Here is an 18,838-nt window from a genome sequence, read left to right as displayed (position 1 = left end):
CCCTTGGCTTTAAACTTGGCACGTTACGATAGGTGTCGAGGTGAGGAACTTGAACGAATACATTATTGAAACGAACAGTCTCAGCAAAATATACAAAGGCCGCGCGGCGGTTAATCAGCTGGACCTGAAAATAGCTCAAGGAGATATTTACGGATTTCTGGGTCCAAATGGAGCGGGGAAAACGACAACGATCCGTATGCTGCTTGGACTTATTCGCCCAACTCGAGGAACGATCCGTATATTCGGCAAAGATATTCGCAGACATAAGCTCGATATTTTGCGTAAAGTCGGCTCGTTGGTGGAGTATCCTTCGTATTATGGTCATTTGAACGCAATTGAAAATCTGGAGGCCATTCGCCGTATTTTGAATGTACCCAAGCAAAACATTGCGGAAGTGTTAGAGGTCGTCCGACTGACCAAGCATGCCAAACGTCCAGTCAAAGGCTACTCGCTGGGCATGAAGCAGAGACTGGGTATTGCAGCAGCCCTGCTTGGGAATCCCGAAGTGCTCATTTTGGATGAGCCTACGAATGGTTTGGACCCAGAGGGTATTCAGGAAATGCGCACATTGATTCAGGCGATGCCTAAGGAACGGGGGATCACCGTGCTGGTATCCAGCCATCTGTTGAGCGAGGTAGAGCATATGGCGAATACCGTGGGTATTATCCGTGAAGGAGAGCTGGTCTTTCAAAACACGATTCATAATCTCCGTCAGGAATCCGCAGGCGGGATTCGGATCGTAGTGTCGGAACCGGAAGCAGCCCAATTGATTGCGCGTGAGCAGGGCTACCATTCAGTGAAGGACGGAACGGCGCTGGATTTCGAGAACATGAATGATGCGGCTGTTGCGCTGCTGGTCAGAAGATTGGTCGAAAATACGCATGCCGTATACCGTGTGGAGGAACGCCGCAAATCGCTGGAGGATATGTTCATGCAGGTAGTGGGCAAAGGAGGGGCTTCCTTATGATGCTGCGAGCGCTCACGGCGGATCTGCTCAAAGCACGCAGAAAGGGAATCTGGTTCTTGGTGTTCCTCGGTCCCCTAGGGCTGGTAGCGATGCAGGGACTGAACTTTGGGCTCCGCTATGACTATCTGATTCCGCGATACAAGGGGCATTTATGGGAAGGCTTGATGGATAACATCGCTATTTTTGTCCCCCTTGCGCTGGTATTAGGAGCTACGATGGTCGCTTCCATGCTGGCGAATGTGGAACATTCGTCTAACTCTTGGAAGCAGCTGCTGGCTTTGCCTATTTCCAAATTTAGTGTTTATATGGCCAAGCTGACGCTAGCGATCGGGATGCTGTGCGTGTCCTGTCTACTCCTGACGGTAGGGACGTGGGTGTTGGGAATGATTCTTGGCTTCGGGGGAGAGCCTGCACCCGTAGGGGAACTGCTACGACTCGGGTTTTGGCCCTTGGGCGGCACGCTGCCTATGCTCGTATTATTGTTGTGGTTAACGGTCACGTTCCATAATCAGGCGCTGCCTGTAACACTGGGCATTACGTTAGGCATCGGCAGCTTGTTTGCTTCACAGCTGTCCGAATGGTTTCCGTTGGCATGGCCGCAATTCGCATGGGTTGCACCTCAGGCGTGGATGTTTGCGTCCGTCGGGTGCGGAACGGGCATGCTTCTCAGTCTGCTGACAGCGGCCCATTTTAGCCGAAAGGATGTGGCGTAATGTTCGGAGGATATGTGCGGCTACTTTCTGTTGAACGTATGAAAATGGCCAAATCGCCCGTCTGGCTCCTTGCGCTCGTCAGCCCGGCGATTGCCGTCTTGATTGGCTTGCTTGCGAATCCGGGAGGGAACTGGCTGTTGCTGTTGACTGCCATGCTTACATTACATGCCATGCTGTTCATGCCGATGCTGACCGCCGTATTTGGATCTCTAGTCTGCCGATTCGAGCATGGGGGCGGCGGTTGGAAGCAACTCATGTCATTGCCATTGTCCCGCACCAGTCTGTATGCGGCCAAGTTGACAATTATTATGGTCTTGGTCGGATTGACTCAGCTACTGTTCGGAGGAGCGCTGCTGGGTGTTGGAGCTGTGCAGGACATGAACGGACCAATCCCTTGGGCCGTGATCGCTCAAAGTTTGCTCGCAGGCTGGGTAGCCTGCCTGCCGCTGGCTGCGTTGCAGTTGATGGTGTCCTTCTTGTGGTCCAGCTTTGCCGCACCGCTTGCTTTGAATTTCGTCTTCACCGTGCCCAATATGCTGATCGCCAACTCTCAGACCTATGCTCCGTATTATCCGTGGGTACAACCTTTATTGGCGATGATGCCGAGTGGGGGAGACGACTTCGGGGCGTTCATGGTGCCGACGGATACACTCTTGACGGTGATACTGGGTAGCTTTGTCCTGTTTGCATTGGCTGGCCTGTCGATATTTCGTTATAAAGAGATATAAGACGAAATATAGGAACTAAAAAAGCTCCTTACCCTAAATGAGGGTAAGGAGCTTTTTTACTGTACTCAGGTTCGTGTTCTGAATAAGGTACTGGCTCTATGGGGTTACACTAAGCCTGAAATGGCACGGATATTATTGCTGATAAGGTGGCAAGAGGCGTCGAACTTCGCTTGTTCTTCCGGACTTAGCTCCAGCTCGATGACCTCTTGGATTCCTCTGCTGCCGATAATCGCCGGAACGCCCGTGCAGACATCGGTGTGCCCGTACTCGCCGTCCAATACAGCAGAGACCGCTATAATTTTACCATCATCATTTAAAATGGAACGAGTAATGTACGCCAGCGCATTGGCAATACCAAAATAAGTGGCCCCTTTGCGGGTGAAGATCTCCCAGCCTGCATCCCGAGTTTTACGGGCAATGTCGTCCAGATCGACGTGGCTGAATCGTTCCTTATGCTGACGCAAAATGTGCAAGAGCGGCTTGCCGCCAATCGTGACGTGTGACCAGGCAACGAATTGGGATTCGCCATGCTCGCCAAGCGCATATCCTTGTACGCTACGCGGATCTATGGAAAATACTTCAGAAAGCAACGTCTTGAGTCGGGATGAGTCAATGGAGGTGCCCGTGCCGATCACCTTGTTGCGCGGCAGACCGGATATACTTTGTACCATATACGTTACAATGTCGACAGGATTAGCGGCAATGACGAATATACCGTCGAAGCCACCCTCCATAATCGCGGTTACAATCTCTCTGGTAATAAGCACTGCGTCGTCCAGCACAGATAGGCGGTCTTGACCCGGTTTAGGGTTGGCTCCAGCCGTTATAATCACAACGTCCATATCCGTGCAGTCTGCATACGTGCCGGCACGCACCTTGGTACGTGTGGACGTAAAATCCATACAATGGGACAGATCCAGTGCATGGGCCAAAGCCCGATCATACGTGCGGTCAATCATCATGATCTCATCACAAATGGACTGATTAACCATTGAGTAGGCACAGCTCGAACCGACCATTCCCGCGCCGACAATAGCTACTTTCCTTGCCTTCCCCTTCATCTATGTTGCCTCCTCGTTCCAGCGAACGTTAATATGCTACAAATTATGCCTGAAATACATTTTACGTTACATAACATAACATATTGCTGATCTTTTGAAAATATCCATTTTTTTGCCTCCATTCCGGGAAATTAAAATAAACTGTGAATAGAGGTGTTCTTTAGGATTAATTATAGAGTGAACGTGAATTATCAATACTTTTACTGGAAGATAGAAGAGCATGTTTCAATTTATATTTAAGGTGAATTCTGTGCAAATTATAACATGAACTATGTTGATGGAAGGAATAGTGACGTGAAAATAATGAAAGTATGACATTTATGTGACGTGCTTTAAAGAGTTTCAAGGACATACTTGAACGGAAGTATGCTCTGCAATGTCGTTTCTTGTATATTTACAAATATTCCGTTATGACAAAGGTTCTTAGCAGTCTGCAATATTAGAACATTTTTGCCAAAGGGTTTCCAATGAATTTCGCGAATTCTACATATACAAGCTTATTTCTTTCCATACCATCCGGGGAGGTAATGATTAAATGGAAGAAAGCAAATCGACGACGGAAGCAGCAAAACAGTTGGGAATCGGGGCGAGTACCCTTCGTAAATATGCAGCGGCGCTGGAGGAGCAGGGGTATGTGTTTCAGCGTTCCGCGAATCAATCGAGGATGTTCAGTGCTGAGGATGTTGAGTGCTTGGAGGTGATGCGGAGGGCGTTGCGTGAGCAGCATATGACGATGGAGCAGGCGGTTCAGGTGGTGCTTGAGAGAGTGACCGCTCCCTTTCAAATGGAGGATGAAGAATTCCGCTTGCCACCCATCTCGGATGCTGAGTCACTAACCGCAACCTGGGAAGAAATAATGGCGGCGGCTGAGGGTAGGGAAGAGACTGTCATGCAGGCGCAAGCAGCTGCTACGGTAGAACTGACAGAGTTGCAGGATGAAATGAATGCTCAGGAACTGTCAGAGGAACCCATGCAGCTACAGGCGCAGGAAGAGTTACAGACTTTGGAACCAACCATTGAGTATAGATTGGAGCAAGCACCTGTATCCGTACAAACGCGGGAGTCCGTAGAGCCGCAAGAACTGGCGCAGATGCAGGACATGGTGCAAACCGCTTTGTTGGAAATGAGGAGCCGTTTGGAGGAGCTGGAAGCAGAGCACAGTCGTTTGGTGGAAAAGAATATCAGTCTGTCTAACCAACTGGAGGATCAAAAACGCTGGATGAAAGAAAAGGTTGACGAGGAACGAGACCGGCAGTTAATTACTAATTTGCGTACCTACCAGGGCAGGCAACGCAAATCGCGCGGTTCGTTGTTGTCCTGGCTTGGTCTGACACCGCGCAGACGCAGAGAGGCATAACCAGCATCTTTTTTGATAAAGACCATCAGACCTTCCCGGTTCTGATGGTCTTTTATCGTGGATGGTATAATAACGGAATATAAGAATACGAGAACAAGCCGCATAAGAAACGTTGCTGCGGCATGTAGAGGAAAGGATATAAATATGTTTGCTTGGTTGCGGAACGCATATGAATCATGGCTGGACTATCCGAAACAGCCTGGCGATTTACTGAGCGGACGTTATGATGTTCGTTCGCTTTTAGGCATGGGGAGCTATGGTCTAACCTACCTCTGTCTGGATCGGCACAGCGGACAAGAGGTAGCAGTGAAAATGCCCAGACCGAGCAAACGGGCGAAGGCAGTTCAGCTATTGCAGCGCGAGGCTCATATTATGCGGCAGATGGAACACCCTTATATTCCGAAGCTGCTCGAAATTGTCGAACATTCGAACGGAATAGTTGTGGTTATGGAATACATCTCCGGCATGACGTTGGAGGAGCTTATATTTGAACAGGAGCGTTCCTTTACAGAACAGGAATGCATTGTCTACATTTTGAAGTTAATGGAGCGAGTTCTGCATGTGCATGAACGGGGCTATATCCATCGGGATATCCGCATTCCCAATGTGATTCACCGTGAGGGGAAGCCTTACCTGATCGATTTTGGTCTTGCTCTGGCGGTAGGAGAGCGACAGGAGGATATATTTACCGAATCCATGCTGGAAAAGCGCGCACCCGAGCGACAAGATGTCGCCGTCTACAGCGATTTGTACGATGTCGGACATTTAATGCTTTTTATGCTGTATAGCAGTTACGAGCCTCAGCCGGATCAACCGCCGGCAAGCTGGCAGGAAGAATTGAAGCTGAGTTCACCTGTGCGTCATATGCTGGAGCGTCTTTTTCAGATTCGGCCACGTTATGAGAATAGCCGACAGTTTATGCAAGAGCTGGGGGAAGCATTGCTGCTGCTTGAGGTTAACCCATAACGTCCCTAAAAATAAACAGGCATTCGCCGCAAAAATGGGGGAATGCCCCCCTTACGCATTTGACCAGGTCTACATACAATGATCCTGTAAATGAGCGAAGGGAGTGTTGTAAATGAGTCATATGTGTGGAGTAGGCGGTATGGGTTGCGGCGTAGGAGCATGGACCTCTGTAGGAGCGATTCTGGTTCTGTTTATTTTGCTGGTGATCATCTCTAAAACCCTGTTTCTGTAATTTCGGTCTTGGCCGATTTCCTGTAAAATGCACAGATGTTGCCCTGCATAACGAAGGGCGCACAACAATAAAGCGAAGGCCCTTGAGATAAGAAGGGTCTTCGCTTTATAGGGTTTGAAAGAGCCTGTGGCATGCTTCTTGTGTTACGCTCTATTCCGTCGCTACTTCTTGTTGTTTGGCTAAGAACTGGAGTAATGACGGCGTTTATCCTTGTAATAGTGGTGTCCATTGTGACTATTCTTGTAACCGTCTGAAGAAGAATGGCGTTTACGTTCACGTTCATAATAACGGTCTGAGCTGCTGTATCGCCGCTTATGAGAATGAGAGGTGGAATGTAGCAGGCGGTGCAGTAATTGTTTGAGCATCGTCTAATCCTCCTTCTTACCCTGCCCAACTGACATAGACAGGTTTTTATAAAACGGTAATACGCAGCAGCGTTAGAACAGGTTTCACTAATTTAGGATTGTAGGGACTTGGCCTGAAATTCCGCAATATCCTTGAACTCTTCTTCGAATTTACGTGAAATGCGGATATAAATCGGTAGTAAATCGCGATAAATATCCACGTGTTCTGCTACAGGTTTGTGCTGGTGAGTGGTGCCGATCATACCGGACACAGCATCCAGCGAATCAATCCGTCCCAGTGCGTACAAGCCCAGAATAGCTGCGCCCAGACATGAGCTTTCTAGACTTTCGGGGATAATGACCTCCTGATCGAAAATATCCGCCATGAGCTGTCTCCATAGCTCCGAGCGTGCAAATCCACCAGTGGCGTGAATGACTGACGGTCTGTCGATGACTTCTTCCATGGCGAGCATGACGGTATACAAATTGAACAGCACACCCTCCAGAGCGGCGCGAATCATATGCTCTTTTTTGTGACGCAGGGACAGACCGAAGAAGGAGCCGCGAGCATTCGGGTCCCACAGGGGCGCACGTTCACCGGATAAGTATGGAAGAAAGAGCAGACCATCGGAGCCAGGACGTACCTGTTCCGCAATTTGGGTCAGCACATGATATGGATCAAGTCCCAGTCGCTTGGCCGTTTCCACCTCGGAGGCTGCAAATTCATCCCGGATCCAGCGGAAGACTATACCTCCGTTGTTTACCGGGCCGCCGATGACCCACAGCTTTTCCGTCAAGGCGTAACAGAAAAAGCGCCCTTTGGCATCCGTGAGCGGCTTATCAACTACGGTACGGATGGCTCCGCTGGTGCCGATGGTAACAGCGACAACTCCAGGTTTGATTGCATTCACACCGAGGTTGGACAAGACACCATCGCTGGCCCCGATCACAAAAGGAGTCGTCTTCAGTAGGCCCATGTCATGCGCATAGGTCTCATCCAGCCCTTTGAGCACATGCGTTGTCGGCACCAGCTCGGATAGCTGCTCCTTCGTCACACCTGCAAGGTGCAGCGCTTCCTCGTCCCAGTCTAGCTGCTGCAAATTCATAAGTCCGGTTGCAGAGGCGATCGAGTGATCCACGACATATTGGTGGAATAACCGGGCAAAGATGTACTCCTTAATGGAAATGAATTTATACGTCTGGGTCGCAACATCCGGTAAATCCCGCGTAATCCACATTAGTTTCGTTAGCGGTGACATGGGATGGATGGGCGTTCCGGTGCGTAAATAAATATCATGTCCGTTGTATTCATGTTTGAGCACTTCGGCCCATTTGGCGCTACGGTTATCTGCCCAAGTGATGGAGGCGGTCAGCGGTTTGCCGTTCTTATCCACCGCCAGTACACTGTGCATGGCCGAACTGAAGGAGACGAACAGCACATGCTCGGCTGACACTCCGCTTTGTTTCATGACCTCTTGCACCGTCGTCACGACAGCTTTGAAAATATCTTCGGGGTCCTGTTCTGCCGCATCCGGCTCAGGCGTATGCAGCGGATAGCCCACATGGTGCTGGGCGGCAATATTGCCGTTTTCTTCGAAAAGCACCGCTTTGGTACTGGTCGTACCGATATCGACGCCGATCATATATCGGGTGTCTGTCATATTCAATCTCCCCTTCACTTACCGTTATTAGCTCATTATCGTTAAATTAACACACTCAGCAGCATAATCAAACCGAAAGCGACCAGGGAGAGGATGGTTTCCATAACAGTCCATGATTTTAGAGTCTGCGGAACCGTCATATTGAAAAACTCTTTAATCATCCAAAAACCGGCGTCATTCACATGAGACAAGATCAGCGACCCTGCTCCTGTAGCAAGGACGACCAGTTCGACATTCGCGCCGGGTGTAAGTGCCAGTACAGGTGCGACAATACCGGAGCCTGTCGTCATCGCGACTGTCGCTGATCCAGTGGCTATACGAATGAGCGCAGCGACCAGAAAAGCAAATACAATCACATTCATATGGGCTCCTGTAGCGACCGCTGCAATGGCCTGACCTACACCGCTGTCGATCAATACCGTTTTAAATGCACCGCCGCTCCCGATAATTAAGATAATAGAGGCTGTTGGTGCCAGACATTCACTGGTAAAACGGGACAAATCCTCTTTCTTTAGATCACGTGCATAGCCTAGCGAGAAAAAAGAAAACACGGCCGCAATCAGCAATGCCATAACCTCATCACCAATGAATTTGAAAAATACAGTGAGCGGATGTGTATTGGCCGGGTCTACGATTTCAGCGACTGATCCGCTAAGCATTAGAATAACAGGTAATAAAATGGTGAACAGAGTAATCCAAAAAGGAGGCAGCGACCGTCCCGTCGTATTTCTGAACTGCTCGTCCAGCCTCTCGGAAGGTCTGACCATGATTCTTTTGCCAATCCAAGCACCGAAGACCGGGCCTGCAATAATGGCGGATGGAATGCCCACGATGAGTGCATATCCTATCGTGCGTCCAATATTGGCGTTAAAGGCTTCAATCGCGATCATCGGAGCCGGGTGGGGTGGCAAAAGGCCGTGTACCGTCGATAGTCCTGCCAGCATCGGAATACCGATTTTCAGCAGAGACATATTCATTTTACGGGCAACCGTGAACAGAATGGGAATTAATAAAATAATACCAACCTCAAAAAATACTGGAATACCCACGATAAAGCCTACAATCATCATTGCCCAATGAACGCGTTTTTCACCAAAACGATCCATCAGTGTGGTCGCGATGCGTTCGGCACCGCCGGATTCTGCCATCATTTTACCGAGCATGGTGCCTAAACCGATCACGATGGCGATGGAGCCGAGCGTACTGCCGAGCCCCTTGGTGATGGAGGCAGTAACTTCATGTCCCGGCATCCCGTTAACCAGTCCGAGAAATACCGACGAAAGCAGCAGTGAAACGAAGGGATTCCATTTGAATTTGGCAATCAGCAAAATCAAAAGAATGACGGTAACTAGCGCCCATATGAGCAGGGACGCGTTATGACTCAAGCCGAGTAATGTGTTCATGAAGTAATGCCTCCTTATTCATATAATGTAGCTAAATGTATACTTGTCGACAACTTCAATTAAAAAAGAGCCGCGCCAGCAAGAAACGCATAAAGCGCGGTACATTGGCTTTTTGTCACGCATGTTATGGCTAGGGCGATGTCTTTATGTAGGGAGACAGGACGCTGTCGTTAACCGCGTTGCGGGTATCTCGGTAATGATCCTCAATAAATCCCGATAACTCCTGAGCATTCCCTTGACTTAAAGCGTTTGCAAAGGCTCGATGTTTGTGAATCGTGACTTGTGATTCTTCGATGTTAGACGCAAATCGTTGTTCTGTCGCAGCTAACATGACCGTCAGGATTAGCTGTCTCATACCGTTCCAGGTATGAAGAATACGGGTATGGCCTGCTTCCAGAACCAGAGCCTCATGAAAATTAAAATCCTGAAGAGAAAATTCAACGACATCCCTGTACTTGAGAGCGACTTCCATTTTGTCAATCATCTGATTCAAAACAGTCACCAATGTAGCATTATCACTATGTACATACCTTTGTACAACAAAATGCTCAATCAGCATTCGCACATCGAATAGCTCCTCCATATCACTGGGTGTCATGCCAACGACAACCGCCCCCATGCGCTCCAAACGGATCAGTCCTTCGCTCGAGAGTGCCTTCAAGGCTTCACGCACCGGAGAACGACTGGTACCAAAATCGGAAGCCATCTGATTCTCAGATAGAACAGTGCCTGGCGTCTGAATACCCCGTATAATCTGAAGCCGAAGTTCACAAGCAATCCTTTCCCCAAGCGATGCGCCCTGTAACCAGGTTGTTGGATATTTCATAGGATACTCCTATCTTGGAAATAATTTTGCATACTGGTATACAAGTTATGGAGTATTATATACCCCGTTTGAGATCCTTGTAAACGGTGTCAGTTGACATCGGTTCCATTTCGCTGCTTTTAGCGTTACAATAGAAGCAGAAAAAAGAAGCAGTGAAAAGTGGAACGAACACGGAAAAGAAGGAGACCGTTTAATGATTATCATTAAAACCAAAGAACAAATTGAAAATATGAAAAAAGCTGGAGACATTTTGGCTGCTTGCCACCGGGAAATTGCCAAAATGATCAAGCCAGGCATTACGACACTGGAAATTGACGCCTTTGCGGAATCCTTTATGAAGAAGCATGGCGCAACACCGGAGCAAAAAGGCTATAACGGCTATCAGTTTGCAACTTGTGGCTCACCTAACGATGTGATTTGCCACGGCTTTCCGAATAAGACACCGTTGAAGGACGGGGACATCGTGACGATCGACATGGTTGTGAACCTGAATGGCTGGCTGGCAGATTCCGCTTGGTCGTATGCGGTGGGTAATGTGTCTGAGCAGGCGCAAAAGCTGCTGGATGTTACCAAGGAATCGCTGTATAAAGGGATTGAGCAAGCCGTTATCGGTAACCGGATCGGAGATATTTCCCATGCGATACAAACCTACGCGGAAGCGGAAGGCTTCTCGGTCGTACGCGAATTCATTGGGCATGGCATCGGGGAAGAAATGCATGAGCAACCGCAAGTTCCTCATTATGGACCTCCGCATCGTGGACCACGCTTAAAAGAGGGTATGGTCATTACAATTGAGCCAATGCTCAACACAGGCACATACCGCAGTAAAATTGATGCGGATGGTTGGACCGCACGCACGTTGGACGGCGGCTTGTCTGCTCAATACGAGCATACGCTGGCCATTACAGCAGATGGTCCGATCATTTTGACCCAGCAATAAAAGCAGGCACCCATCGGGAGCATACAGACTAACGGGTTGAATGAGCTAGACATGTTACAGAAAAAGGGGCTGTCCAGAGGACGGTCTCTTTTGCTATAAGCATCCGCTGCATGTCCGTTCCAGTCCCAGGCATGTTCAGGCAGATCGAATGCTGTACACTGCGAAGACAGAGGGACGCAATCGAATAGCTCCTTTTTCTGGAATGCATAATGTAGACCTGATAGACCTAAAAGACCAAAAAGACACGGCTCCTGTTGGGAGAACGTGTCTTTTTGGTCTATACAGCAACAACATGCGAGCATGCATGTTAAAAACCCGTTTGTCAGATGCGAACTTCCGTCTCGTTCGGAACGAACTGACGATATTGGAAATACATACGAAGCCGCCAGTGTAACAAGGTCCCGAAGGCTAGAATGAAAAATAGCCCTGCTGTCTGCGGAATGGTAATGTAATGCTGAATAAATTCATGCAGCAGCAATCGGACGATCAGCAGGCTGATCAGGATAAAAAAGAAGGTACGTGAGCGTTGCACGAAAACCAGCCCTTCTTGCAATTCAAATTTGGTGCTGCGGATCAACGGGTAAGAAAAAATAAACCAGCCGACCAGAAAAGCGCCCAGTGCCCAAAGCCAGGGAACCCGTACTTCTGGCACTACAAACATCATAAAACCGGTGCTCATGCCGAGCGGAGGAATGATGATTTTTTTGGCATTAATCGGGCGATGACCTGTCTTCATACGGATGAAAATAGCCGAAATAGCGATTACGATCATACCGAAGGTTGCGCCATATTGTAGCAATGGGGTGCTAATATGAAACATGGACTGGCCCCCTCTATAAGGAATATAAGCGTTATTGGACAGACTGCAAACCTTTTACATTATACCACATATGCAATGGATATATTTAGTTACAGTCTTTCCTCTGGCAAGCGGATTATACGCCTCTTGGTAGTAACGGGTCCTATAATTAGGTCTCTTTCATACTTATGCGAGTTCCTTTGCTTGTACCTCTCCTTGAGCTGATTTTTTCTCCTGACGCATGATATAACCCATGGCTGCAATAATAAGGATAAAGGCAATCAGTGCGAGAAAAGGAATGGTAATAAAATCGAACCAGTTCAGGTAATCCTGTTCACAGGATACTCTGCCGCAGGAAGTTGAAGTTTGCGCAGCTGCTTTGGCGGCTGCATGGATGCGCTGAATGATAAAATGATAGGCTGAAATCGCGCCTCCAATGATAGCCAACGGCATGACATAACGGCGTATCCCCGAATCCCCTCGAAAATAGGCGATCCCGAGCAGAAGGGTCAGGGGATACATCAGAATGCGCTGAAACCAGCACAGCTTACAAGGCTCATACCCCAAAATCTCGCTGAGATACAGACTGCCCAAAGTTGCCACACAAGCTACAACCCAGGCGGCAAACAAAGCAATATCCGTTTTTTTAAAAGATCCAATCATAGTAACGCTCCTTTTTTAATTCAAATGAGAACAAAATGAACTCACCCGTGTCTTGTCCCATCGGCAGGCATCTGCCGATATGTATGTCTTAATCCGTATTGTACTGTATTTTGAGTGCAGGGTCATACTTAAACATATTGACATCATTCACTATCATTTTTATAATTGCAGTAGTTTGGGAAGTTAATGAGGATTCAAGTTAGATATATATTAAGAAATTAGGAGTGTGCCTAGAATGTCGAGCAGTCCAAAAAATGAAACTCTATCTACTATTAGTGAAAGACACGCGGTAAAGAGCTATGTTAAGGATTTTAAATTGCCAGAGGAAGATTTGGAGGCTATTTTGACTGCAGCGATAGAAGCTCCTTCCGCTTGGAACCTTCAACACTGGAAATTCCTTGTCATCGAAAGCGAAGCGGACAAACAAAAATTGCTACCTATCGCCTACAATCAGGGTCAAGTAGCGGAAAGTTCCGTTACGATTGCCGTATTGGGTGATTTGGAAGCGAACCGCAACACCGTCATTTATGATCAAGCGGTAGAAGCAGGTGCACTGCCAGCGGAAATCCGTGACGCATTGGTAGGTCAAATCAACGGCGCATACCAAAACCCGCAAGTAGCTCGCGATGCAGCCATCCTGAACTCTGCTCTTGCAGCACAAAATATTATGCTGGCTGCTAAATCTTTGGGCTACGACACTTGCGCAATGGGCGGTTTCATTCCAGCACAATTGATCGAACAATTCAATATTCCAGCACGTTACCTGCCAACCCTGCTTATTAGCGTAGGTAAGGCACAAGTGCCAGCGCGTCCATCAGGACGTTTTCCATTGTCTGAAGTTGTTGTAAAAGGCAGCTTCTAAGAAGATTTGTGAATATAAAAGGGTGTTCCTGCAACCGTTCGTGGTTGGGAACACCCTTTTTTACGTTGTGTTAGGCTATTAAAGTTCCTGTTGTCAGCCCTTTGTTTAGTCCGATCGTTTGGACACGAGATAAACCAGCTCCAGCGTCAGGATCGGTAGAAAGACAGAAGCTGGATAGGCCAGATAGCGCGGCTCCCATTGGGGCTTGAACTTATCCTTAAAGCGCCGAAGCCCCTGAAAACCGTAAAAATGTCCCCCATATTGGAAAACAAGTCGAGCCAGCTTTTCCTCGCGTAATGCCTTTTCGCTTTGTCCTACCTGGGACAGCGGTGCCATTCCCAGATTAAATGTCGTATATCCACTCTCCTTGGCCCACTCAATGACCCGTGTGAATAAATAATCCATCGTGCCATTTGGCGTGTCAGGCAAGTGGCGCATCAGGTCAATGGAGACCGTCTGTCCATGATCATAGGCAGGGGCCATCGTAGCGAAAGCGATGACCTTCCCTTCAGAGTCCTTTAGCAACGCAATCGGAGCCAACTGAAGATAAGATTCTTTGAACCAGCCGAGTGAATATCCCTTCTCCTTGCGCCCGTCTAGCCAAATATTCGAAACATGCCGCATCTCTTCAATCAGTGACGCCTCGAGAGGCGGTTGGATGATTTCGAACGAGTAGCCCTCGCGGTCAAAGCGGTTTTTGGCGCTGCGTAGCGCCTGATTGCTTTTGCCCGTCAGTGTGAAGGACTCCAGCGGCACCAGTGCTTCCTCGCCCAGTTTGAAAAAGCGATAGCCGTTCTCGTGATAGATGGACAAATACTCCGGCGAGGCCTGATAAAATACTGCCGTTAACGCATACCGATCTGCGAACCGTTGAAATTCCTGAATGGCTTCACTCACACGTTCTTTTGGACCGAGTGGGTCACCTAATACAATCAGTTTGTCCCGGCTGCGCGCATAGGGAATGACCACCTGTTCATTCTTGGTCCAATACAGATATTTATCACCCAAAAAAAGCATATGAGATACGAGATTACCACCCTGCCGTTCCAAAAATTCTTTTAGCTTATCCAGCTCCTGCTCGTCGGGTAGATTGGCGATGCTACGCTGAGGTCGAAGAAAGAAATATACCGTTAGGAATACCCATGCCAAAATCAGACTAAACACGGCGGTAACTCCGTAATCGCTGCGGTTCATAAAAAAGTCCAGATGGACCTTGGCATGCAAATGGCGCATAAAAGGAGTGTTGGAGCCAGCCCCAATGATAAAGTAAGCCCCGGTTACGAGTAGAGATAATCCACCCCATATTAAAATGTTGTGCCGATTCAGTGGTGCACTGACCCGATAAAACCGCGAACGCGAGATCCATAGCATTAACGCCACAAACAGCAGGAATAAGGCTTCTTCAAAATCTAGACCTTTAGTGAAGGTGAAAATAGCTCCTGTCAGCAGCAGTACTAATGTCAGCCGCAATGCTCTGCGAATACGCAGAGAGATTCCGTGGGACAGGACGACAAGCATAATCCCGATGATGACCGAGATTTCATGCGACAAGCGCATGACGGGCAGGCTGAGCAAATGCTCAGCAAAACGTAGTCGATATAACAGACCGGGCGTAGCTGCCGACAAAAGAAGCACCACGCCGGAGATGAGTACCAGCTTACCGAGCGCCCATACCCCTAGATCGGCCAAAAACCGGAATTGACCAGGCCAGCCCCATACCTTCTGCCAGGCATTAAGGGAGTAATCCCAACCCGTCTCAGCTAGCTGATTCAGGCGCTCGTTACGCGGAATCATTTCCAGCGCGGCTAATACCAAGCCGATGAGCCACGGGATGATGTAATAAAAGACGCGAAAGACCAGCAGCACAGCCAGTGCCCGATCTGAGTTGGCTCCCGCCATTTGCAGCCCGAGCAGGGCAATGATGTCGAATGCCCCGACCCCTCCGGGTGCAAGACTGATCAATCCGGCAATCGCGGCTATCACATAAATGCCGAACACAGCATGGATCGGAAGTTCATGGAGCAAGTGCGAGCCGATCCATGCAAAGGTAAGGCCAGCCAGCAGCCATTCCAGCAGAGAAGCACTAATGGAAGCGGAGATAGTGGACCAGGAAAGCTGTCCTTCTCCCTTGTTGAACCATGTGGAGTACCGTTTGGAGCGCTGCATGATCAGAAATAGCGGCAGGTACAATGCCATTCCCCACAGCGCCCAATGAAGCCAAGGATGAGCATCCAGCACAGGCTGTACCGGATACAGATGGACAATGGCCCCCCAAGCCAGCAAAGATAGTCCGGTAATGACGACCGGCGAAAGAAACACGACGGCAGAGGTGATGACACCTAACGGCACACCGCTTTTTTTATACAGTACGGTGCGAAGTCCCGCTCCTGTAAAGCCTGCAAAACCAAAGACATTATTGAAGGTATTGGAGATCCACGCGTAGCGAAATGTCGTCCCAGGCTTGACCTGAAGCTTGAAATGATGCCTGATTACGTAATCGTAGGCGCTCATAGCCGCCACGGCAGCCAGTGAGAACAAGCCAATTTCGATGAGAAACGTGGCATCCATTCGCCGCAGCTCATGAAACATACGCGCCAGATTAAAGTCATTTAGTTCTCGTCCGGCCTCCCATATAATAAAAGCCAGTACAGCCAACGGTAGCAGAATACGTGTCAATCGCTGCCTGTAGATGGTCATCAAGAACTGTACGATTTTAAAGGATTGGGTCGGTTTGTGATTTGACTTCATAGATTCACCTGCTTGAAAAGAATGAGATATACACGAAATAAAGTAATTAGAAATCATGCCCAATGAACATTACTATACATTATACCTACAATAATCGCTTGAATAACAACAGAAGGGTTACGAAATGGGATTTCCGATTGATTGCTGTAAATAATTCCAATATAATGATGGAAAACCTAGTGAATTGCTTGGCAATGGAGCTGAACTGGACATGAGTATATGGGACCGAAATCTTTTCATACGTCGCCTGGAGTTGATATGGCCTCCAGATGCTGACGAGAGCCAATATCCGTTTAACTTAAAAGCCCTGCACCAGTGGAACGAACTGAAATTCCATCCTTCCGTCACCTATATTATTGGAGAAAATGGCGTAGGTAAATCGACGCTTATGGAGGCAATCGCGGTCGCGTGGGGATTTAATCCAGAGGGCGGTACTAAAAATTTCAATTTTTCTACCCAAGCCACGCATTCCTCGCTACATGAGCATATCCGGCTGGTGAGAGGGATAGAAAAACCGAGGGATGGTTTCTTTTTCCGAGCGGAGAGCTACTATAATGTGGCGACTCATATCGACGAGCTGGATCGCGAAGGTGGAGGCCCACCGATTCGAAACTCCTACGGGGGCAAATCGCTGCATGAGCAGTCGCATGGCGAGTCTTTTTTTGCTGCCTTTGTGCATCGGTTTGGAGGACAAGGATTGTATATTTTGGATGAACCGGAGGCTGCGTTATCACCTTTGCGCCAGATGGCCATGCTTGCACGGATTCACGAGCTGGTGCAGCAGGGCTCACAGTTTATCATTTCTACTCATTCCCCTATTTTGATGGCTTATCCAGATTCCATCTTGTATCATCTGACACATGAAGGGATTGACACCCGAACGCTAGAGGAAACCGATCATTTTATCATTACGAAACAATTTCTGAATAACAGGGAAAAGATGATACAGGAGCTATTCGAAGATCCACAATAAAGTTCGTAGGGACCGCCAGACCGTTCCAGAAATTCATCCTGGTCGTTCGTTATGAGAGGGACAACACTGTCTATTCAGGTTGTTCCTTTTTGCTGTTCTGCCAAAGGAAAGATTCAGGGTTATCGGAAGTATTTTATGATTGTTATTTGTCTCACACTCTATTAATATAATGGAGAGTTTTGCTGAATGGTTGCAAAATAAGATTTTCGTATACGAAATAAAGAACCTGAGGAGGACAAAACGCTACATGTCAGATTCACAACAGTTGAAAATGGGACCGCTGGTCATTTTGATGATTAATATGTTTATTGCCATGCTGGGAATTGGCCTCATTATTCCGATCCTTCCCAAATTTATGAGCTCTTTGGGAGGCAGTGGTGAAACGGGTGGTTATTTGGTTGCCGTGTTTGGCTTAACCCAATTCCTGTTTTCGCCGCTAGCGGGAGAATGGTCCGATAAATACGGACGTAAAAAAATGATTATTATCGGTTTGGTAATCATGACGGCGTCTTCTGTATTGTTTGCGATTGGGGAATCGTTGACCATGCTGTATATCTCACGTTTGCTGGGAGGTGCAGGGGCAGCCTTTATGATTCCTCCGATGATGGCCTATATTGCTGACATTACAACGGTCCACAATCGCGGTAGAGGAATGGGGTTGTTGGGTGCCGCCATGTCTCTTGGCTTTGTGATCGGTCCTGGTGTGGGCGGCTTGCTGGCAGATATCTCGATTCGTACGCCCTTATATGTTTCGGCGGCTGTATCGGGCGTAGCTGCACTGATTTCCTTGATTATGCTGCCCGAAACCTTGTCGCTGGAGAAGCAGTTGAAGTTTCGGAATGTCAAGGTCAAACGGGACAATGTGATTAAACAGTTTGCCCTTTCTTTTCGCAAGCCTTACTTTATGTTGCTGATTATGATATTTACGTTAACCTTTGGACTGACGCATTTTGAAACGATGTTTCCTTTCTTCGTGACGGGCAAGTTTCATTACAATGAGCGTGATATTGCTATCATTATTACGGTAGGAGCACTGGTCGGAACCGTGATTCAAGCTGTGGTCATTAGCCCGATGTTGAATCGTTTTGGCGAAAAAGGCGTCATTATCGGTTCCTTTCTGTTTTCAGCGATTTCCCTTGTGCTTATGCTGCTCTCCGGCAACTTTTATTATGTACTCGGGGTATCGCTCATCTTCTTTACCGCTACGTCGTTGCTGCGGCCGGCCATTAATACTGCTTTATCCAAAATGGCGGGGGATGAGCAGGGAGTTGCAGCCGGCATGAACAATGCTTATATGAGTATTGGTAATATTCTAGGACCTGCGCTTGCGGGTACATTGTTTGAGGTGCATATCAATTTGCCATACATTTTTGGGGCAGCCATTCTCATTCTTAGTTTGGGTCTGGCTGTAAAATGGAAAAGCAGAGATACGCAGACCACAGCGGTTTAATATTGTATTTTTCGTAAACTTAGTCTCTTTTGGAGTGAACTGTGACGTTCTTGTGAACCACAGATTGCGCCGAAGGAGGCTTTTTTTTGCATACATTGCGAAATGTTAATGAAACAACAGAATCTTGGGTAATAATGCATGATGA

18 protein-coding genes are annotated in these 18,838 nt (G+C 48.1%); 10 read left to right on the top strand and 8 right to left on the bottom strand.

Annotation, left to right across the window (positions count from 1 at the left end):
• Window positions 1–49: 49 nt before the first annotated feature.
• From MHB46_RS11955 to MHB46_RS11945, 3 genes are read left to right on the top strand one after another with little or no spacing between them, the layout of a single operon-like run.
• Window positions 50–967, top strand: coding sequence for an ABC transporter ATP-binding protein (locus MHB46_RS11955; protein ID WP_341162433.1), 918 nt, complete (start codon window positions 50–52; stop codon window positions 965–967).
• Window positions 964–1,680 carry an ABC transporter permease gene (locus tag MHB46_RS11950; RefSeq protein ID WP_341162432.1) on the top strand — a complete coding sequence of 239 codons (717 nt, stop codon included), beginning with the start codon at window positions 964–966 and terminating at the stop codon, window positions 1,678–1,680. Before MHB46_RS11955 ends, MHB46_RS11950 begins: the two co-directional genes overlap by 4 nt.
• On the top strand, window positions 1,680–2,408 hold the full coding sequence (locus MHB46_RS11945) for an ABC transporter permease (RefSeq protein ID WP_341162431.1): 729 nt from the start codon (window positions 1,680–1,682) through the stop codon (window positions 2,406–2,408). The genes MHB46_RS11950 and MHB46_RS11945 overlap by 1 nt, the downstream gene beginning before the upstream one ends.
• Window positions 2,409–2,512: 104 nt before the next feature.
• On the opposite strand, the gene MHB46_RS11940 is transcribed toward MHB46_RS11945, so the two are convergent.
• The gene (locus MHB46_RS11940; protein WP_023986728.1) at window positions 2,513–3,469 is read right to left on the bottom strand and encodes an L-lactate dehydrogenase; all 957 of its coding nucleotides are present in this window, start codon (window positions 3,467–3,469) and stop codon (window positions 2,513–2,515) included.
• 535 nt (window positions 3,470–4,004) lie between these two features.
• Between MHB46_RS11940 and MHB46_RS11935 the strand changes: the two genes are divergently transcribed.
• The 3 genes from MHB46_RS11935 to MHB46_RS11925 all read left to right on the top strand — a co-directional run bounded on the left by MHB46_RS11935 (window position 4,005) and on the right by MHB46_RS11925 (window position 6,024).
• Complete coding sequence (locus tag MHB46_RS11935; RefSeq protein ID WP_341162430.1) at window positions 4,005–4,826, top strand: MerR family transcriptional regulator; 822 nt, start codon at window positions 4,005–4,007, stop codon at window positions 4,824–4,826.
• Between the two features lie 144 nt (window positions 4,827–4,970).
• Complete coding sequence (locus MHB46_RS11930; RefSeq protein ID WP_341162429.1) at window positions 4,971–5,792, top strand: serine/threonine protein kinase; 822 nt, start codon at window positions 4,971–4,973, stop codon at window positions 5,790–5,792.
• Window positions 5,793–5,904: 112 nt separating this feature from the next.
• Complete coding sequence (locus MHB46_RS11925) at window positions 5,905–6,024, top strand: hypothetical protein (RefSeq protein ID WP_013369112.1); 120 nt, start codon at window positions 5,905–5,907, stop codon at window positions 6,022–6,024.
• A 179-nt stretch (window positions 6,025–6,203) separates the two neighbouring features.
• On the opposite strand, the gene MHB46_RS11920 is transcribed toward MHB46_RS11925, so the two are convergent.
• The 4 genes from MHB46_RS11920 to MHB46_RS11905 form a co-directional block, all read right to left on the bottom strand.
• Window positions 6,204–6,389 carry a hypothetical protein gene (locus MHB46_RS11920; RefSeq protein WP_250259646.1) on the bottom strand — a complete coding sequence of 62 codons (186 nt, stop codon included), beginning with the start codon at window positions 6,387–6,389 and terminating at the stop codon, window positions 6,204–6,206.
• A 92-nt stretch (window positions 6,390–6,481) separates the two neighbouring features.
• Window positions 6,482–8,029 carry a gluconokinase gene (gene gntK, locus MHB46_RS11915; protein ID WP_341162428.1) on the bottom strand — a complete coding sequence of 516 codons (1,548 nt, stop codon included), beginning with the start codon at window positions 8,027–8,029 and terminating at the stop codon, window positions 6,482–6,484.
• Between the two features lie 41 nt (window positions 8,030–8,070).
• Window positions 8,071–9,432, bottom strand: a complete 1,362-nt coding sequence (locus MHB46_RS11910; RefSeq protein ID WP_341162427.1) for a GntP family permease — start codon at window positions 9,430–9,432, stop codon at window positions 8,071–8,073.
• Window positions 9,433–9,562: 130 nt separating this feature from the next.
• The gene (locus MHB46_RS11905; protein WP_341162426.1) at window positions 9,563–10,258 is read right to left on the bottom strand and encodes a GntR family transcriptional regulator; all 696 of its coding nucleotides are present in this window, start codon (window positions 10,256–10,258) and stop codon (window positions 9,563–9,565) included.
• Between the two features lie 193 nt (window positions 10,259–10,451).
• Between MHB46_RS11905 and map the strand changes: the two genes are divergently transcribed.
• Window positions 10,452–11,198 (top strand): type I methionyl aminopeptidase, encoded by a 747-nt coding sequence (gene map, locus MHB46_RS11900; protein WP_023986734.1) that lies wholly within the window; start codon window positions 10,452–10,454, stop codon window positions 11,196–11,198.
• Between the two features lie 322 nt (window positions 11,199–11,520).
• Here the strand turns inward: map and MHB46_RS11895 are convergent, their stop codons facing one another.
• Together MHB46_RS11895 and MHB46_RS11890 are read right to left on the bottom strand one after the other, a co-directional pair.
• Window positions 11,521–12,018, bottom strand: a complete 498-nt coding sequence (locus tag MHB46_RS11895; protein WP_103046767.1) for a CcdC family protein — start codon at window positions 12,016–12,018, stop codon at window positions 11,521–11,523.
• A gap of 165 nt (window positions 12,019–12,183) precedes the next feature.
• On the bottom strand, window positions 12,184–12,660 hold the full coding sequence (locus MHB46_RS11890) for a disulfide oxidoreductase (RefSeq protein ID WP_053324504.1): 477 nt from the start codon (window positions 12,658–12,660) through the stop codon (window positions 12,184–12,186).
• 235 nt (window positions 12,661–12,895) lie between these two features.
• On the opposite strand from MHB46_RS11890, the gene MHB46_RS11885 reads away from it, so the two are divergent.
• Window positions 12,896–13,522 (top strand): nitroreductase family protein, encoded by a 627-nt coding sequence (locus MHB46_RS11885; RefSeq protein WP_069010781.1) that lies wholly within the window; start codon window positions 12,896–12,898, stop codon window positions 13,520–13,522.
• A gap of 105 nt (window positions 13,523–13,627) precedes the next feature.
• On the opposite strand, the gene mprF is transcribed toward MHB46_RS11885, so the two are convergent.
• Window positions 13,628–16,270, bottom strand: coding sequence for a bifunctional lysylphosphatidylglycerol flippase/synthetase MprF (mprF, locus tag MHB46_RS11880; protein ID WP_341162425.1), 2,643 nt, complete (start codon window positions 16,268–16,270; stop codon window positions 13,628–13,630).
• A 211-nt stretch (window positions 16,271–16,481) separates the two neighbouring features.
• Between mprF and MHB46_RS11875 the strand changes: the two genes are divergently transcribed.
• Together MHB46_RS11875 and MHB46_RS11870 are read left to right on the top strand one after the other, a co-directional pair.
• Window positions 16,482–17,243 (top strand): AAA family ATPase, encoded by a 762-nt coding sequence (locus tag MHB46_RS11875; RefSeq protein ID WP_341162424.1) that lies wholly within the window; start codon window positions 16,482–16,484, stop codon window positions 17,241–17,243.
• A gap of 169 nt (window positions 17,244–17,412) precedes the next feature.
• Window positions 17,413–18,693, top strand: a complete 1,281-nt coding sequence (locus MHB46_RS11870; RefSeq protein WP_341163735.1) for an MFS transporter — start codon at window positions 17,413–17,415, stop codon at window positions 18,691–18,693.
• Window positions 18,694–18,838 lie beyond the last annotated feature (145 nt).

This window comes from Paenibacillus sp. FSL H7-0703, assembly GCF_038003485.1.
Taxonomy (GTDB): Bacteria; Bacillota; Bacilli; order Paenibacillales; family Paenibacillaceae; genus Paenibacillus; species Paenibacillus polymyxa_B.
Note: the sequence above shows the minus strand (reverse complement) of the source record. Positions and strands in the feature narration are given on the sequence as shown.

Bases quoted from the DNA above. Each gene is read 5' to 3' on its own strand.
- MHB46_RS11870 (WP_341163735.1), top strand. From the start codon at position 17,413: ATGGAGAGTTTTGCTGAATGGTTGCAAAATAAGATTTTCGTATACGAA.
- MHB46_RS11950 (WP_341162432.1), top strand. From the start codon at position 964: ATGATGCTGCGAGCGCTCACGGCGGATCTGCTCAAAGCACGCAGAAAG.
- MHB46_RS11910 (WP_341162427.1), bottom strand. From the start codon at position 9,432: ATGAACACATTACTCGGCTTGAGTCATAACGCGTCCCTGCTCATATGG.
- MHB46_RS11925 (WP_013369112.1), top strand. From the start codon at position 5,905: ATGAGTCATATGTGTGGAGTAGGCGGTATGGGTTGCGGCGTAGGAGCA.
- map (WP_023986734.1), top strand. From the start codon at position 10,452: ATGATTATCATTAAAACCAAAGAACAAATTGAAAATATGAAAAAAGCT.
- mprF (WP_341162425.1), bottom strand. From the start codon at position 16,270: ATGAAGTCAAATCACAAACCGACCCAATCCTTTAAAATCGTACAGTTC.
- gntK (WP_341162428.1), bottom strand. From the start codon at position 8,029: ATGACAGACACCCGATATATGATCGGCGTCGATATCGGTACGACCAGT.
- MHB46_RS11890 (WP_053324504.1), bottom strand. From the start codon at position 12,660: ATGATTGGATCTTTTAAAAAAACGGATATTGCTTTGTTTGCCGCCTGG.
- MHB46_RS11920 (WP_250259646.1), bottom strand. From the start codon at position 6,389: ATGCTCAAACAATTACTGCACCGCCTGCTACATTCCACCTCTCATTCT.
- MHB46_RS11930 (WP_341162429.1), top strand. From the start codon at position 4,971: ATGTTTGCTTGGTTGCGGAACGCATATGAATCATGGCTGGACTATCCG.
- MHB46_RS11895 (WP_103046767.1), bottom strand. From the start codon at position 12,018: ATGTTTCATATTAGCACCCCATTGCTACAATATGGCGCAACCTTCGGT.
- MHB46_RS11885 (WP_069010781.1), top strand. From the start codon at position 12,896: ATGTCGAGCAGTCCAAAAAATGAAACTCTATCTACTATTAGTGAAAGA.
- MHB46_RS11905 (WP_341162426.1), bottom strand. From the start codon at position 10,258: ATGAAATATCCAACAACCTGGTTACAGGGCGCATCGCTTGGGGAAAGG.
- MHB46_RS11945 (WP_341162431.1), top strand. From the start codon at position 1,680: ATGTTCGGAGGATATGTGCGGCTACTTTCTGTTGAACGTATGAAAATG.
- MHB46_RS11940 (WP_023986728.1), bottom strand. From the start codon at position 3,469: ATGAAGGGGAAGGCAAGGAAAGTAGCTATTGTCGGCGCGGGAATGGTC.
- MHB46_RS11935 (WP_341162430.1), top strand. From the start codon at position 4,005: ATGGAAGAAAGCAAATCGACGACGGAAGCAGCAAAACAGTTGGGAATC.
- MHB46_RS11875 (WP_341162424.1), top strand. From the start codon at position 16,482: ATGAGTATATGGGACCGAAATCTTTTCATACGTCGCCTGGAGTTGATA.